Genomic DNA, 16,340 nt, shown 5'->3' with positions numbered 1-16,340 from the left:
TTCTAAATACGAATACTAATATTTTAACAACTAAAGATTAAGAAATATGGAACACAATTCAACTTTTCCTATAAAACAAAACGAATTAGACATGCTTCGAGATGAAGCAAGTGGTTATTTAAAAACTGTACAATGGGAGCAAAGTACAAGAGCAAAAAATAAAGATAAAGATGCAAAAGATGATTCAATTTTATTGTATTTATCCAGAGCAAATAGCGGAAGTAATGTAGAAATTACATCAGTTTCTAAAACAATTTTAGCTTTAAAAAAGCGCTTGTTACCAGATTCTATTGCAATACCTGTGTATTTAAATCAGACTTTATATGCAGTGCAAGAAGGTTTAACTTTAGGAATTTGGATTAAAGATTCTTATTATGATGCTTCAGGTTTATCCAGCTTAGCAGAAAGAAAATCAGCTTTAGATTCTAACGGAAAAAGAGAATTTGAAAGTAAAATGCAAACTGCAACTGCATTTCAGTTATTTGCATCAGCATATAAAATATTATACGATTTAAAACCTCACGCTTCTGATGATTTATCTGTGATGAAGCAAAAGTTTGCAGGTATTCCAGAAGTATCATTATTATCGCCATTAAAAGGTGTTGCTTGTAGTTTATTTTATTATGATAAATATTTGGGACACCCAGATATTATAAAATCGGATAAAGATGTAATCGATTTTACGGTTGTTTATTTTGAAGCATTTATTAATGAAATCAATCTTAGAAAAAGTAGTTTAGAATACACCGAAACGATAGTTGATAGAACTTATAAGTTAGAAAATTCTGAATTTGCAATTTCTGGTTGGGAAAACACATTTAGCGGAACTGCGGTTAGTATTGAATTTAATAAAATTCAATTCGAACAGATTGTTGGAAATAAAGATGCAAAGCATTTTGCACGAAGATTAACAGAAAGAATGTTAAGTTATGATTTTGATGCAAAGAAAAATCCGTTTCAAGAATTAGGAGGTTTTATGCCTGTTTTTATGGGATATGGGATTCCAGGAACAGGAAAATCGATGTTAATTGCGGCAATTGCAACTCGTTTAAAAGAGCATTCAGATAATTTAGAGATTCCATTTTTATTTCATCCAATGCCAGATACATTAATCTCTACTTTTCAAGGAGGATCGGCAGAAAAAATGGTAGAATGGATGAAACCAATGCAAGATCCATCAAAATTAATTTTTGCGCCAATTGATGATGCAGAAAATAATTTACAAGAAAGAACTGCACAAGGAGTTTCTGCTGGTGTAAAAGAAGTTATCGGAGTTTTTCTTAGATATACAGAAGGTGCATATGCCGTAAATTATGGAAATTCTTCGATTGGCTTATTTACCAATTTACCAGAAATGTTAGACAAAGCGGTGATTTCTAGAGTGCAAGGTAGATTTAAAATTGACGGAGCAAGAACCGAACATGATTTCTTAGATCAAGATCATTTATGGTGGCGAAAACTTAAAAAAACAATGCCAGATTTTGTGAATATGACGAATCCGACTGATTATGAATTTTTAAAAGATCAAGGCTTGGCAAAAAATATGGGAGACATTTTAAATTCCATTGAAAAGCCATCAGAAGAACGTGTTTTAGATGCTTATAGTAAAGCTGAGAAAAAGCACAAAACCAACGAACATTTATTCTTTGCGAGTTTGTATAAAGAAATTCAAAAAATATTTCCATTCTTTTCATCAAGAGATGTGCGTAATATTCAATCTGCAATTTCATTGCGATTAACAGATTTTGATTTAGAACAAGATTGGTTTGAGAATCCAGAAACTTATTTTAAGCAACCGTATGAAACAAAGTTTAATATGTTGCAAGAATTAATGAAATCGAATATGAAAGGATTGGATTTTTCTGAAGTGAGAAGACAAGAAGTTGTTCGTTATTTAGATAATGTAGCTACTATTGCAGATACTGATTTTAAACGGAAAGTTGATGCAAGGGTAAATCAATTAAATATAGATTTAGAAGCAAGAAGAAATTTTGAAAACGGTAATTAAAGAAAGCGTAAGTAATGTTACCAAAAAAATAATTTCAAATTTTTGGGGCACATTAGAACACGTAAGTTTAGATTTTAAATTCAAAAATGGTGAAACAAAACGTTTTACACATGAGGTGTACGGTAAAAATGATGGTGTTGCTATTTTACTTTATAATAAAGATTCTAAAAAAGTAGTACTGTCTAAACAATTTAGAACGCCCGTTTTTGTTGCAGGAGTTAATCAAGGATATTCTATTGAAGTCTGCGGAGGTGCGTTAGAAGGAAATGAATCGCCAGAAACCTGTGTTATTAGAGAATCTGAGGAAGAAATTGGCTATAAAATTTCTAACTTAAAAAAAGTAAATACCGTTTTTTTATCACCAGGAATTGTAAAAGAAAGAGTTCATTTATATGTCTGCGAATATAAAAATGAAGATAGAATAAATAATGGTGGTGGTTTATTAAATGAAAATGAAGAAATTGAAGTTTTAGAGATTTCTTTTGAGGAAGCTCTAAAAATGATAGAAAGAGAAGAAATTATTGATGCTAGAACTATTATGTTGTTACAGAATATTTTGATTTGTAAATTGTTATAATGAAAGATGTAATTTTAAAGTATTATTTCCCAGTTTTTGGGTTATGTCTTGGAATCATAGTTCCAATGGGTATTATGAACTATGATTCGGATAAAATTTATGAGCTAGTTTTAAGTTTATCGATACTAATTATAATCTTAACTCTTCTTTTAGGAACATTTAATTATAAATTTGGTAATAAAATTGAATTAAAAAGAAAAAAAAGATTATTAAAAAAAGAATTATTTAAGCAATTTGTTTTTAAAGGTTTTGTAAATAACGAAGTTTCAGTTTCAGGGTATTTTAATAATTATTTTATAATTATTTCTCCAGAAAAAGATAGAGTTCAACCAAGAAAATGGATAGAAATTGTTTTATTGTTTAATCCAAAACAACAAAATCAATTTATTCCGAACTACATTTTTGAAAAACTATATAAAATCAATAAGAAAAATTATACTTGGAATTCTAATATTTTAACAATAAATATAATTTATGGAATTAAGATGCCAAGTTATAACCGTATTAAAAAATCTATTGAAGAAGCAACTCAAATTTTAAAAAATAATAATATTGAGCCAATTTTATTAAAAGACTGGGAGTTGTCTACAGATGAAAGCGTTAAATATTATAATCAAGTATCTAAATTAAAAAAATATTAAATTAAAATATCATTCTTGAGAAAGTAGGAATGAAAAATAATAATGGATAAACTAAAACAAGCAAATTTATACAGAAGCGAGCTAATTTCTATTAATGGAAAACTTGTTGAGCGTTATAATAAATGCTTAGAAAAATTAGGTTTTACTCCAACTAAATTAACTTCTTTTTCCATAGACGGAATAGGTTGGAGCCCAGAAATAGCAGAAGAGAAAAAAGAAATTTTCTATTTAAATAATGGAGAAGCAAATTCTCATTGTATTTTAATTAGTCCGTTACAAAAAGGATTGCCAGTTTATAACCCCTTTCATTCTTTTGATAGAGAAGTGATGAAAAGAGTTTTTATAATGCATGGAAAAAAAATACAGAATATAACAAGAGATTCTGCTATTTGTGTTGATTTTGATCAGAAAATCGACGTTTTTTATGAGCCTTTAGATATTCTTAAATATAAAGATGTTGTAGTTAGTTTTAGATTGATAGATGATTTAGATAAAGCTAAAAAAGAACAATTAGCTTTAATAGATAAATTTAATTCAGATAATAATTTTATTGATGAAAATATTCATCAAGAATTATTGGATTCAGCAAAAAAATATGGAGATTTAAGAGAACGAAAATTAAAATTAAATCCTGTTACTTTTACAACTGATTCTTTTTATACAAAGGCTTTTGGAGGTGTTTATTTATTGCGAAACTTTATTTCTCCCATTATCGTTTTCGAAAGTAAGGATGCTTATAAAGAAGCTATAAAAGATACGGTTCATGATATAATAATGTTTCATATTTCACAACCTGAATTAATCGATCAATTAAAAGAACATTTAATAATAGAGTCTAATTTTAATACTGAAGTTGGTTCAAAAAGATATGAACGAGTAAAAAAGTTTATCTTTTCTGAATCTTTAAAAGAAACTCAACACCCTATAAGTAACATTCTAGAAGATAAGATGTTATTTAAAAGTTATTTAAATAAAGTACCTTTAGAAGTGCGGAAAAAAGTAATGAGTGTAGAGCGTTATTTAGAAAAGAAATCAATAAGTAACGATATAAAAATTAAAGATATTGTTGATGAACAATTTTACGTGGCTTTGCATAATCCACATTCATCTTTAAGAGCGAATCATCAAGACTTAATTTGGAAACTTTTGGTAAATATTTCTCCTTTAGATGTGTTGTTTTGGTATTGGTACGATAAAGAAGACTTTTATAATCAATATAAAAATTGGGATGATTCTAAACAAGATTGGGTGATTGAAACGATAAAAAATAATATTTAAAAATATAGATTATGACATTAGAACTTATTGTATTTATTGGAGCAATTTTATTCGGAATTCTATTGTATTGGAGAGAATCACAAGGAAATGGAATCTATCGATTTTTTAATAAGTTGATGAATTCGAAAGAGTTGCAAATGAAATCAACGGATAAAAAGGGATTTGTTTATCAGCAATCATTATTGCTAAGAATTGTTTTTATTACTGCGCTCTTTTTGATTGGTATTTTAATTACTCGATTTTTAATTCCAATTGATTTAGCTACCATTTCAATCTTTGCATCCATGATTGTAGGAACTTTAATTGGTACTTATGTAGCTAATTTTGTTTTTAAATCGAATGAAGTAATTGAAGAAAAATCCGATTCTATTGAAGATGTTTTTCATGAAACCCTAGAAAAAGGAAAAGATTTTATAGAAGATTTAAAATCGAAAGATGATAAAGAAGTTACCGAAGTAAAAAAGATAAAAGAAGAACCAAAAGAACAAGAGAAAAGCGCGAGAGAACGTTTGAAGGATAAAGGGTTGATGTAGAGACTGTTATTCTTGTCTAAGCATAGAATTCATTATAATAATTTAATTCACAGTTGCTCACGCTGTAAGTTTCTTCCCTTTGGGAAGATTAAGATGGGCTATAATTATGATTAAAAGATATTGGCAAAAAGGAGGGAAGCAGAAAAGAAACCTAATTATTTTAGGATTCATTTTATTGATGGCTTTATTTATTTTACGTGATGATTATCAGCCAGCATTATTATTTCTTCGAAAATATATTTTTATAATTCTAGTTTCTTTTTTGGTCTTATTTTTTGGATTAAGAAAGTTTCGAAAATCAGCAAGTACTGGAAAACGAATTGGTATTTTAATCGGTTTAATTGCTTTTTTCGGATTGCTTTATGTAACCGGATGGCATTTTAAAATGTACGATTATATGAGAACGTATAATGTTTTTAATAATTTGAATCGCATTGAAATAAACGAATTACCATTAACTCAAAATGAACGAATTCAACCACTTAGAAATATTTTTTCGATGGCAAATGAATCAGTTGGGGAAACTAAAGATGTTTCATTACCTCATTTAGTTAGAATAGATTCTGTCAATAAATGGACGATGGCAATTCAGCCAACAGAAAAATATGTTTGGCAAGGAATTAAAGACAATACAGAAGAAGTTTTTGCGGTTTCAAGTACGACACCATTCCCAAGATTTTCATCAGAAAATAGAATTCCAGTAACCTTTTCTATAGGAGAATCCTTAAAATTTAGTAGAAACACATATAATGCAGTTGTACAGCGTTTTAATATTTTTCAGCTTTTTACAATGGAACCGAGTGATACTTATTATTTAAAAAATGATAATGGTCAATGGGTACAAGTTGTAAGTTTAATTAAATGGAAAGGCTTTTTATTTCCGTATCCAACTTTTGGTGGTGTTATGGTGGTTGATAATGGCGAACATGATTTTAAAGATTATATAGAGCGTATTTTAATTGGAAAAGGAACATATGTTTCTCCAAATGAAATGAAAAATTACCCATATTTAACCAAACAAAATACTTTGGCAGAAAAAGTATCTCGTTTACAAGCAGAATCTTTAAAATTTATTGGAGGTTTTAAAGATCCTTTACCTTGGAATATGAAAACGGCTGTTAAGATTCCAGATTTACCAGACGACCAAAATCAACAACCTTTTGTAACCGATTTTAATTTTTCTGATACTAATACTAAAACATTTAACGGATTATATCATTGGTTTGGTTTAGAACCTGTAGGAGACGAAAGAACAAGTTTAACTTATAGTGTTTTTATTCCTGCGGATGGAACAGATGCATTGTATTATTACGATCATGCTACTAAGAAACAAGGATATGCAGGTGTATCTGCAATGCCTTTAAAAGTGATAGAATCTAAGAAAGAATTCGATTGGTCAGTTAATAAACCTGTAGAATTTAGACCTTATATTAAAAATATTGCAGGAAGAAAACGAATGTTTTTCTTAGGAACAATTTCTGCAATTAAAAAAGAAAATTCTCAGTTTGATGGTTCTGCGACACCAGATTTAGCTTTAATTGATAGTGAATATAGAGATGTTGTTTGGATAGATGCAAAACATCCAAGCAAATGGGATTTAACCGTTTTTGATCAATTAGGAGAAGCCTGGAGAGAAAGTGAATACTCAAATGAGTTCTTTAAAAAGAACATGAACTTAGTGTCTTTAGATAGAAAGATAGTTTCTTTAGATTCAATAAAATTATTGTCTAAACAAGAAAAAGATTTTAATAAAATTAAAAGATTACAAAGGCAAATAGATTCTATTAAAGCTAGTAATTAAAATTCTAAAATCATTTTTATATCACTTCTTAAGTACGGCGAATTTTCTTCAACAGGAATTTCTATAAAACCATATTTTCTATAGATATAAATAGCGTTTTCTAATTTTGTATTTGAATATAAAATAAGAGAATTTAAGTTTATTTCTTTAGCAAAATTAATACAATGTTGCATTAATTTTTGTCCAATTTTAAAACCTCTATGCTTTGGTGATACTGCCATTTTTGTAAGTTCGAATAAGCCATCTTTAGTTGGCATTAAAGCTACCGTACCAACAATTTCGTTATTTAATTTCGAGAAAAATATGTATCCACCTTTGTTTATGATATATTTTTCTGGATTACTTAAAACTTCCTCATCATAAGGTTCTACATAAAAATAAGTTTTTAGCCATTCAATATTTAACTCATAAAAATAATTGGCATATTCTTTTTTAAATGAAATGATATTATTTGAGTTGATTTTAATATGATTAATTATTGCACTACTAAACCTGTTTTTTTCAAATTTGTTTTCTAAAATATTCAAATGTTCGTTTAATGAATCTGAAGTGATTTTTGTATATTCTTTAATCATATATTCAATACTTTTCCAGATAGGGTCTATGTTTTTCGCAAGCTTTTCACCTTTTTTTGATAACTGAATATTTTTTTTACGACGATCTTTTTTATCTTCAGAGATAACTATTAGCTCTTTCTTTAAAAGTTTATTTAAAGATTGAGTTACTGAAGGTTGAGAAACATTTAGGCTTGTTGTAATTTCATTATTATTAATTCCTTTATTATTTTTTACTATTTTAAATACTGGGAATAGGTAAGGGTCAAAATCTATATTAAATTCATCATATACTAGCTGAGTTTCACGCATCATATATTCGCTTACTCTTTTTAATCTTGATCCAATCCCTAAATTTCCAAAACCAATTAATGCATCCATTTTATAATTATTTATATAAGTGCTTATGTAAAATTATTGTTTATTATTTTAATATCAAAATATATATGATAAAAAATAATATACCTAGAAAATATATTCCATGGAATATATTAAATATTTTACTATATTTGTATTGAATTTAAAATAGATACAATGAAAACAAATAGAATTATTTTTTACGCATCAACAGGTTTATTAACATTATTAATGCTTTTTTCGGTTAGTCAATATTTTTTTAATCATGAAGTAATTCAAGGAGCTTTTACAAGTTTTGGATATCCAACATATCTAATTTATCCATATGGAATTATTAAATTACTAGGTATAGTTGCTTTTTGGTTTTTTAGAGGTAAGTTTTTAAATGAATGGGCGTATGCAGGATTTTTCTTTGCATTTATTTTAGCCTTTTTTGCACATTATATGATTGGTGATGGAGATCAAATGGGAGCTTTGGTTGCCTTGATTTTATTAATTGTATCATATATCTACAGTAAAAAAATAGGGTAATGGCAAGTAAAGTTTCTAAAGTTACCCTTACCAATAAAAAATATTTAGCCGAAGTGCAGATGAGAAATCATTTTGCGGTTATTGATGAGCCCTTAAAATCGGGGGGAGGAGATACAGCACCAACTCCTGTAGAATATCTGTTAACGGCTATTGGCGGTTGTGTTTCTATCACGCTAAGAATGTATGCTGAAAGAAAAGGTTGGGATTTAGGAAAAATCCATGTAGAAGTTTCTCAAAAAGAAGAATTAACAAAAGACGGGATCAAAAAATCTTTAGTAGAAGAAATATCTTTTGAAAATGAGGTCACAGAAGAGCAGAAAAGTAAATTATTAATAATTGCAGGTAAATGTCCGGTTGCAAAAATGGTAAAAGGAGAAACAGCAATTGAATCAAAAATTAATTAATGATGAAAAAAATAGTAGTGTTTGGAGGAAGTAATAGTAAGAAATCTATTAATAAACAATTAGCAATCTATGCATCTAGTTTATTGAAGGATATTGAAGTAACAGTTTTGGATTTAAATGAGTTTCCTCTTCCAATATATGGTGTTGATGAAGAATCAGAAAATGGAATTCCTGAAAATGCTAAGACATTTTTACAAAACATCCATAGTGCAGACGGAATCATTTTGTCTTTAGCAGAACATAACGGAAATTTTACAGTAGCTTTTAAAAATATTTTCGATTGGATGTCCAGAGTTGAGAAAAAATTATGGAGTAATATTCCTATGTTATTAATGGCTACTTCACCAGGAGGTAGAGGAGGAACTTCGGTTTTGTCAACAGCAAAAAATGGATTTCCACATATGGGAGGAAATATAGTTTCTGATTTTTCATTACCAAGTTTCTATGATCATTTTAAGGATGGTGAAATTGTTGATGAAGAATTAAATAATCAGTTAAAAGCTGCAGTTGCCATTTTAGGAAAATTAATTTAAATAAAACAATTTGTGATGTCAGAAGGAAAAAAAGCAACTGTTTTTTGTAGATGTGGAGCGTCAACAAACAAGCCATTTTGTGACGGAAAACATAAGGATGTGAATTTTATTGGATAGAAATCCTGTTATTTTCATTTGTATTATATTCCTTGGAATATAATTTAATTCTTAGTAACTTTGAACGATAAACGATATATTATGAAGATTATAATTTACGGTAGAAAAGGACATGCACACACAGTAGCATTTAAGAATTACTTTAGAATGTCTGATATGCCATTTGAGTATAAAGATATAGCTACAGATGAAGAAGCAAAAAAGCATACGAAAGAGTTATATAACGGTGCGTTAAAGTGTCCAACAGTAATTATTGATGGGAAAGTTTTTTTAACACCAACTTCTGATGAATTTAATAAGATTATTAAAGAAGCAAGTATAAAAGACTAATATTTTATTTAGAATGGGAGATATTTCTAACGACATAAAATCAAAATTTACAAGTAGTAAATTAAAAGCGTTAATTAATATAAAATATACTGCAAATTGGTTGAATAGTAGGGAGATAGAGTTTTTTAAACCTTACGGAATTTCACCACAACAATACAATATTTTAAGAATTTTACGTGGTGCTGGAGAGCCAACAAAGGTTCAAATTATTAAAGAAAGAATGATAGAACGTGCGCCAAATGCAACACGTTTAATGGATAAGTTGTGTGATAAAAAACTGATAGAAAGAACACGTTGTGATCATGATAGAAGAGTTGTATTTATCAATATTTCTAAACAAGGTTTAACGCTTTTAACCACAATAGATAATTCTACTAAATTAAATTTTTTAGAGAATTTAACAAAAGAAGAAGCAACTCAATTAAGTGGTTTATTAGATAAAATTAGATAAAAAAAATTATAAAAATATTTTCCTTGGAAAATACTTTAATAGAAATAATAATGAAAAATTTAAAATCAATACAGCATAAAGTTGGAAGTCCTTTAGTAAATATGGGACCTATAAAATTACGTCAACCATTACCAACACAAGGAATAGAAAATGTAGACCCTTTTTTATTATTACATCATTATGGGCCTTATGCAATAAGTGAGTTTAATAATCCTTTCGATTTAGGCCCACATCCGCATAGAGGTTTTGAACCCATAACGTTATTATTTAAAGGAGAACAATTGCATCGAGATTCTTTAGGAAATGAGATGTTAGTAAATGCTGGCGATGTACAATGGACAACAGCAGGAAGAGGAATTGTTCATGCTGAAGGTCCAACAAAAGAGTTTGTAAAAAGGGGAGGAGAATTAGAAGGAATACAATTATGGTTAAATCTTCCTGAAGAAAAGAAAATGATGCCTGCTAATTATCAGCATGTAAAAAGCGAAGAAATGAATGTTATTCAAAATGATGATAAAACATTTTCGTTAAAAATTGTTGCGGGAGAACAGCAAGGAAAATACGGTTCTATTAAAACGCAAACTGAGGTGAATGTGTACACTTTAGAAGCCTCAGAAAATGGAAATATGGGTGTTGAAATCCCAAAAAATCATCAATCTTTAGTGTATTTATTAGATGGTGAAGTATTGATAAATGATGAAGCGACCTTAAAAAAAGGAGCAACTCAAATGGTTACTTTTAATCACGATGGAAATTCAATACATATAAAAGCTGCACAAAAAAGTACGTTGTTAATTCTTTCTGGAGAACCAATTAAGGAAAAGGTTGCGCAATATGGACCTTATGTAATGAATACTCAAACAGAGATTATGGAAGCTATGCGAGATTTTCAGCAAGGAAAAATGGGATATTTATATTAAGCTTATTATTTAATAATTTTAAAACTCGGAGATCATTCTTCTAATTTTTTGTTTTCTAAAAAATCGTATATTGCATTTTGTTATGCATGCATAATACTTTTTAAAATCTACAACATGAAATACAAGCACATTTTTGAACCATTAGATTTAGGGTTTACAACCTTAAAAAATAGAATTTTAATGGGTTCTATGCATACTGGTCTAGAAGAAGAAAAAGATGGAATAGATAGGATTGCAACGTATTTTGCTGAACGTGCTAGAGGTGGAGTAGGATTAATAGTTACAGGAGGAATAGCACCAAATATTCAAGGGTGGACAGGGCCTTTTGCTGCAAGAATGAGTACAAAAAAACATGCAAAACATCATCAGAAAATAACAGAAGCTGTCCATAAAGAAGGAGGGAAGATTTGTATGCAAATTTTACATTCAGGGCGTTATGGGTATCATCCATTTAATGTAGCACCTTCAAAAATTAAAGCACCAATTAATAGATTTACACCTTTTAAGTTAAGAGAATCAGGAATTAGAAGAACTATTAAAGATTTTGTTAATTGTGCAAAACTATCAAAAGTTGCTGGGTATGACGGAGTTGAAATTATGGGCTCTGAAGGATATTTAATCAATCAATTTATAGCAGAAAGAACCAATAAAAGAACGGATAGTTACGGAGGAAGTTATAAAAATAGAATGCGTTTACCTATTGAATTAGTTAAGCAAACTAGAGAAGCAGTTGGAGAAGAGTTTATCATTATTTACCGTTTATCAATGTTAGATTTGGTAGAACAAGGTAGTACTTGGGAAGAAGTAGTGCAGCTTGGTAAAGAAATTGAGAAAGCAGGTGCAACTATTATAAATACTGGTATTGGTTGGCATGAAGCCAGAATTCCAACAATTGCAACTTCAGTTCCGAGAGCAGCATTTACTTGGGTAACTAAAAAAATGAAAGAAGAATTAAATATTCCTTTAATTACTTCTAACAGAATAAATATGCCAGAAACTGCTGAGAAAATTTTAGCAGAAGGTGATGCAGATATGATTTCTATGGCGCGTCCTTTTTTAGCCGATCCGGAATGGGTTAATAAAGCAGAGGCAGATAAAAGTGATGAAATAAATACATGTATTGGCTGTAATCAGGCATGTTTAGATCATGTTTTTGAACAGAAAGTAGCAAGTTGTTTGGTAAATCCAAGAGCATGTCATGAAACTGAATTGAACTATCTTCCAACGGATACTAAGAAAAAAGTTGCAGTTATTGGTGCAGGACCAGCAGGATTAGCAGCATCTACAGTTGCAGCACAGAGAGGTCATGAGGTAACACTTTTTGATGCAGATAAAGAAACGGGAGGTCAATTTAATATTGCAAAGCAAATCCCAGGTAAAGAAGAGTTTTATGAAACTTTACGATATTTTAATAAGCAAATTGAATTACATAATGTTACTGTTAAATTAAATACTAAAGTTTCTACAGAAGATTTAATAAATTCTGATTTTGATGAAATAGTAATTGCGACAGGTATTTCACCTAGAATTCCAAAAATTGAAGGAATTGAAAATAAAAAAGTATTAAGTTATATTGATGTTTTAAAGCATAAAAAAACCGTAGGTAAACGCGTAGCTGTTATAGGTGCTGGCGGAATCGGTTTTGATGTTTCTGAATATTTAGCACATGAAGGAGAATCAACTTCTTTAAATATTGATTCTTGGTTAAAAGAATGGGGAATCGATAAAACCTTGAAATCAAGAAGTGGAATTGAAGGAATGAAATCTGAAATCCATCCATCTCCAAGAGAAATTTTTATGTTTAAACGAAGTAAAGGAAAATTTGGAGCTAAGCTAGGAAAAACTACGGGCTGGATACACAGGTCAACATTAAAAAAGAAAAAAGTACAATTTATCAACGAAGTACAGTACACAAAAATTGATGATAGAGGTCTGCATTATACACAAAACGATGCTCAAAAAGTTTTAGAAGTAGATACTATTGTAATCTGTGCTGGTCAAACACCTTTAAAAGAATTATATCAGCCTTTATTAGATCAAGGAAAAAATGTACATGTTATTGGTGGTGCAGACTTTGCTTCAGAATTAGATGCGAAAAGAGCTATAAATCAAGGGAGTAGATTAGCAGCGAAATTATAATAATAACAAAATTTTATTTTAAATCCTGCTGATGCAGGATTTTCTATTTTAATAAATAATAGTATTTTTAGCAATCCATAAAGTAAAAAGTAAAAATGATATCATTTACCATAGAAGAAATTAATTCATTAGTTAATGGTGAATTACAAGGAAATTGTAAAGAAAAAATTAATGCTCCAGAGCAAATTGAAAAAGCTAAAAGAGGTCAGATTACTTTTATTGGCAACAGAAAATACGCAAAGATGTGGGCGAGTTCCAATGCAAGTGCAGCCATTATTGATAAAGATTTAGAAATTGAATTAGGAGATAATAAAGCGTTTATAAAAGTTGAAAATGCAGATTTAGCTATGGCCATATTGTTAGATGCTTTTCTTCCAGAAACTCCTCATTTTGAAACCGAAATTCATCCAACAGCGGTAATTGATAAGACTGCTTTAATTGGTAAAGGGTGTAAAGTTGGGGCTAATAGTTATATAGGTAAAAATGTTGTATTAGAAGATAACATTATTATTTACCCAAATGTTTCCATATTTGATGATACATCAATTGGACATCATTCTGTAGTTTGGTCAGGTACAGTTATTCGAGAAAGAAGTGTTATAGGAAATCATTGTATTTTTCATACAAATGTTAGTATTGGTGCTGATGGTTTTGGGTATAGGCCAAGCGAACAAGGTTTAACAAAAATACCACATATAGGAAATGTTGTTATTGGGAATTATGTAGAAATTGGAGCCAATACTTGTATAGATAGAGCAAAATTTAGTTCTACTATTTTAGGTGATGGATGTAAGATTGATAATTTAGTTCAAATTGGACATAATTCTGTGCTAGGAAAATACTGTCTTATGTCTGGAAATAGTGGGTTAGCTGGCTCAGTTACTTTAGGAGATGGCGTCATTATTGGTGGAAGTGCTTCCATAAAAGATCACACTACAATTCATTCTGGCGCAACTGTTGGCGCAGGTTCTGGTGTTATTGCTGATGTAGCAGCAGGAAAAACAGTAGTAGGCTATCCAGCAACTGATGCAAGAGAAATGATGAAACAATGGGTAGCACTTAGAAAGCTTGCTAGAGGATAAATAATTACCGATATTTGTCGCTCACTATTTATAAATAACTAATTATGGCGATGAATAAAAATACTGTCCTTGCCTGGGCAACCTTTATCATGATATTTGTTGGATTTGGATTAATAGCGCTTGGAGCTTTTAGATATAGAGATGTATCAGGATGGGGATTTGCTGCAGTTGGTGTTGGTTTTTTTGCCATAGCTTGGGTATTTAATGCCTTAAAAGGAAGAGTATAAAATAGGTTTTAGTTTTTAGTTATTAGGAGTTAGTTACTAAAAATAAAATCACAAGAAAAAAATTACTAACTCCTAATCCTAAATAACAAATTACTTAAAAATGTCAGACGATAAGAAGGTCATCTTTTCGATGAATAAGGTTTCAAAAACCTATCAATCAACAGGGAAACAAGTTCTAAAAGATATTTATTTAAGCTTTTTCTATGGAGCAAAAATTGGTATTCTAGGTCTAAACGGATCTGGTAAATCTACTTTATTAAAAATAATAGCTGGAGTTGAAAAGAATTTCCAAGGAGACGTTACTTTTTCTCCAGGATATAATGTTGGTTATCTAGAGCAAGAGCCAAAGTTAGACGATGATAAAACGGTTATTGAAATTGTACGTGAAGGTGTTGCAGAAACGGTAGCAATTTTAGATGAGTATAATAAAATCAACGACATGTTCGGCTTAGAAGAAGTATATTCTGATGCTGATAAAATGGATAAGTTGATGGCGCAACAAGCCGAGTTACAAGATAAAATAGATGCTTCAAATGCTTGGGAATTAGATACCAAGTTAGAAATAGCGATGGATGCTTTAAGAACTCCAGATGGTGATACACCAATCAAAAATTTATCAGGTGGAGAAAGAAGAAGAGTTGCTTTGTGTAGACTTTTATTACAAGAACCAGAAATTTTATTATTAGATGAGCCAACAAACCATTTAGATGCAGAATCTGTACATTGGTTAGAGCATCACTTAGCACAATACAAAGGAACTGTTATTGCAGTAACGCATGATAGATATTTCTTAGATAATGTGGCAGGTTGGATTTTAGAATTAGATAGAGGAGAAGGAATCCCTTGGAAAGGTAATTATTCTTCTTGGTTAGATCAAAAATCACAACGAATGGCGCAAGAAAGCAAAACTGCTTCTAAGCGTCAAAAAACATTAGAACGAGAATTAGAATGGGTTCGTCAGGGAGCAAAAGGTCGTCAAACAAAGCAAAAAGCACGTTTGAAGAATTATGACAAACTAATGAGTCAGGATCAAAAGCAAGTTGATGAAAAATTAGAAATCTATATTCCTAATGGACCAAGACTTGGAACTAATGTGATTGAAGCGTCAGGAGTATCAAAAGCGTTTGGAGAGAAGTTATTATATGAAAATTTAGAATTTAATTTACCACAAGCAGGAATAGTTGGAATTATTGGTCCAAATGGAGCAGGAAAAACAACTATTTTTAAAATGATAATGGGAGAAGAAAACCCGGATGGTGGTAATTTTAAAGTTGGTGAAACCGCAAAGATAGCATACGTAGATCAAGCGCATTCTAATATTGATCCAAATAAATCTATTTGGGAAAACTTTTCAGAAGGTCAAGATTTAGTAATGATGGGAGGAAAGCAAGTGAATTCTAGAGCCTACCTAAGTCGTTTTAACTTCTCTGGAAGTGAGCAGAATAAAAAGGTGTCAACTTTATCTGGAGGTGAACGAAATAGATTGCATTTAGCAATGACGCTTAAAGAAGAAGGAAATGTTTTATTATTGGATGAGCCAACAAATGATCTAGATGTAAATACATTAAGAGCATTAGAAGAAGGTTTAGATAACTTTGCAGGCTGTGCAGTAGTGATTAGTCACGATAGATGGTTCCTAGATAGAATATGTACTCATATATTAGCTTTTGAAGGAGATAGTCAAGTTTATTTCTTCGAAGGCTCTTTTTCTGATTACGAAGAAAATAAGAAAAAACGTTTAGGTGGAGATTTAATGCCAAAACGAATTAAGTATAAAAAATTAATTAGATAGTTAAAATACTATTTAAACAAAAGACAGATTTACAAAAAGGAAAAACCAACTCAATTGAGTTGGTT

18 protein-coding genes are annotated in these 16,340 nt (G+C 29.9%); 17 read left to right on the top strand and 1 reads right to left on the bottom strand.

Annotation, left to right across the window (positions count from 1 at the left end; translation table 11 throughout):
- Nucleotides 1-46: 46 nt before the first annotated feature.
- The 6 genes from OD91_RS02445 (at nt 47) to OD91_RS02420 (ending at nt 6,838) form a co-directional block, all read left to right on the top strand.
- Nucleotides 47-2,008 (top strand): AAA family ATPase, encoded by a 1,962-nt coding sequence (locus tag OD91_RS02445; RefSeq protein WP_144894814.1) that lies wholly within the window; start codon nt 47-49, stop codon nt 2,006-2,008.
- The gene (locus OD91_RS02440) at nt 1,992-2,585 is read left to right on the top strand and encodes an NUDIX domain-containing protein (RefSeq protein ID WP_255513145.1); all 594 of its coding nucleotides are present in this window, start codon (nt 1,992-1,994) and stop codon (nt 2,583-2,585) included. Before OD91_RS02445 ends, OD91_RS02440 begins: the two co-directional genes overlap by 17 nt.
- Nucleotides 2,585-3,226, top strand: a complete 642-nt coding sequence (locus OD91_RS02435) for a hypothetical protein (protein WP_144894813.1) — start codon at nt 2,585-2,587, stop codon at nt 3,224-3,226. Before OD91_RS02440 ends, OD91_RS02435 begins: the two co-directional genes overlap by 1 nt.
- Before the next feature lie 42 nt (nt 3,227-3,268).
- A complete protein-coding gene (locus OD91_RS02430) occupies nt 3,269-4,504 on the top strand; it encodes a DUF6638 family protein (RefSeq protein ID WP_144894812.1) in 1,236 nt (411 codons plus the stop codon).
- An 11-nt stretch (nt 4,505-4,515) separates the two neighbouring features.
- Nucleotides 4,516-5,037 (top strand): hypothetical protein, encoded by a 522-nt coding sequence (locus OD91_RS02425; RefSeq protein WP_144894811.1) that lies wholly within the window; start codon nt 4,516-4,518, stop codon nt 5,035-5,037.
- Nucleotides 5,038-5,143: 106 nt separating this feature from the next.
- Nucleotides 5,144-6,838: a YibE/F family protein gene (locus OD91_RS02420; RefSeq protein ID WP_144894810.1), complete on the top strand. Its 1,695-nt coding sequence runs from the start codon at nt 5,144-5,146 to the stop codon at nt 6,836-6,838.
- Here the strand turns inward: OD91_RS02420 and OD91_RS13710 are convergent.
- Nucleotides 6,835-7,773 carry a bifunctional helix-turn-helix transcriptional regulator/GNAT family N-acetyltransferase gene (locus tag OD91_RS13710; RefSeq protein WP_144894809.1) on the bottom strand — a complete coding sequence of 313 codons (939 nt, stop codon included), beginning with the start codon at nt 7,771-7,773 and terminating at the stop codon, nt 6,835-6,837. The two genes, OD91_RS02420 and OD91_RS13710, sit on opposite strands and share 4 nt — an antisense overlap.
- A 153-nt stretch (nt 7,774-7,926) precedes the next feature.
- On the opposite strand from OD91_RS13710, the gene OD91_RS02410 reads away from it, so the two are divergent.
- The 11 genes from OD91_RS02410 (at nt 7,927) to ettA (ending at nt 16,275) form a co-directional block, all read left to right on the top strand.
- Nucleotides 7,927-8,280 (top strand): DoxX family protein, encoded by a 354-nt coding sequence (locus OD91_RS02410; RefSeq protein ID WP_144894808.1) that lies wholly within the window; start codon nt 7,927-7,929, stop codon nt 8,278-8,280.
- Nucleotides 8,280-8,684, top strand: a complete 405-nt coding sequence (locus OD91_RS02405) for an OsmC family protein (RefSeq protein ID WP_144894807.1) — start codon at nt 8,280-8,282, stop codon at nt 8,682-8,684. The genes OD91_RS02410 and OD91_RS02405 overlap by 1 nt, the downstream gene beginning before the upstream one ends.
- A 2-nt stretch (nt 8,685-8,686) precedes the next feature.
- The gene (locus OD91_RS02400; protein ID WP_144894806.1) at nt 8,687-9,217 is read left to right on the top strand and encodes an NADPH-dependent FMN reductase; all 531 of its coding nucleotides are present in this window, start codon (nt 8,687-8,689) and stop codon (nt 9,215-9,217) included.
- 15 nt (nt 9,218-9,232) lie between these two features.
- Nucleotides 9,233-9,334 carry a CDGSH iron-sulfur domain-containing protein gene (locus tag OD91_RS02395; protein ID WP_144894805.1) on the top strand — a complete coding sequence of 34 codons (102 nt, stop codon included), beginning with the start codon at nt 9,233-9,235 and terminating at the stop codon, nt 9,332-9,334.
- Between the two features lie 81 nt (nt 9,335-9,415).
- Nucleotides 9,416-9,664, top strand: coding sequence for a glutaredoxin domain-containing protein (locus tag OD91_RS02390; protein WP_144894804.1), 249 nt, complete (start codon nt 9,416-9,418; stop codon nt 9,662-9,664).
- Nucleotides 9,665-9,677: 13 nt separating this feature from the next.
- A complete protein-coding gene (locus OD91_RS02385; RefSeq protein WP_144894803.1) occupies nt 9,678-10,115 on the top strand; it encodes a MarR family winged helix-turn-helix transcriptional regulator in 438 nt (145 codons plus the stop codon).
- 50 nt (nt 10,116-10,165) lie between these two features.
- The gene (locus tag OD91_RS02380; protein ID WP_144894802.1) at nt 10,166-11,035 is read left to right on the top strand and encodes a pirin family protein; all 870 of its coding nucleotides are present in this window, start codon (nt 10,166-10,168) and stop codon (nt 11,033-11,035) included.
- A 114-nt stretch (nt 11,036-11,149) separates the two neighbouring features.
- Complete coding sequence (locus tag OD91_RS02375; RefSeq protein WP_144894801.1) at nt 11,150-13,174, top strand: NADPH-dependent 2,4-dienoyl-CoA reductase; 2,025 nt, start codon at nt 11,150-11,152, stop codon at nt 13,172-13,174.
- 95 nt (nt 13,175-13,269) lie between these two features.
- A complete protein-coding gene (gene lpxD / locus OD91_RS02370; RefSeq protein WP_144894800.1) occupies nt 13,270-14,256 on the top strand; it encodes a UDP-3-O-(3-hydroxymyristoyl)glucosamine N-acyltransferase in 987 nt (328 codons plus the stop codon).
- A 44-nt stretch (nt 14,257-14,300) separates the two neighbouring features.
- Complete coding sequence (locus tag OD91_RS02365) at nt 14,301-14,483, top strand: CAL67264 family membrane protein (RefSeq protein WP_144894799.1); 183 nt, start codon at nt 14,301-14,303, stop codon at nt 14,481-14,483.
- Between the two features lie 100 nt (nt 14,484-14,583).
- Nucleotides 14,584-16,275, top strand: a complete 1,692-nt coding sequence (gene ettA, locus OD91_RS02360) for an energy-dependent translational throttle protein EttA (protein ID WP_144894798.1) — start codon at nt 14,584-14,586, stop codon at nt 16,273-16,275.
- Nucleotides 16,276-16,340 lie beyond the last annotated feature (65 nt).

Origin of the sequence: Lutibacter sp. Hel_I_33_5, assembly GCF_007827455.1 — a bacterium.
Lineage (GTDB): Bacteria > Bacteroidota > Bacteroidia > Flavobacteriales > Flavobacteriaceae > Polaribacter.
This window is presented reverse-complemented; position numbering and strand designations above follow the sequence as displayed.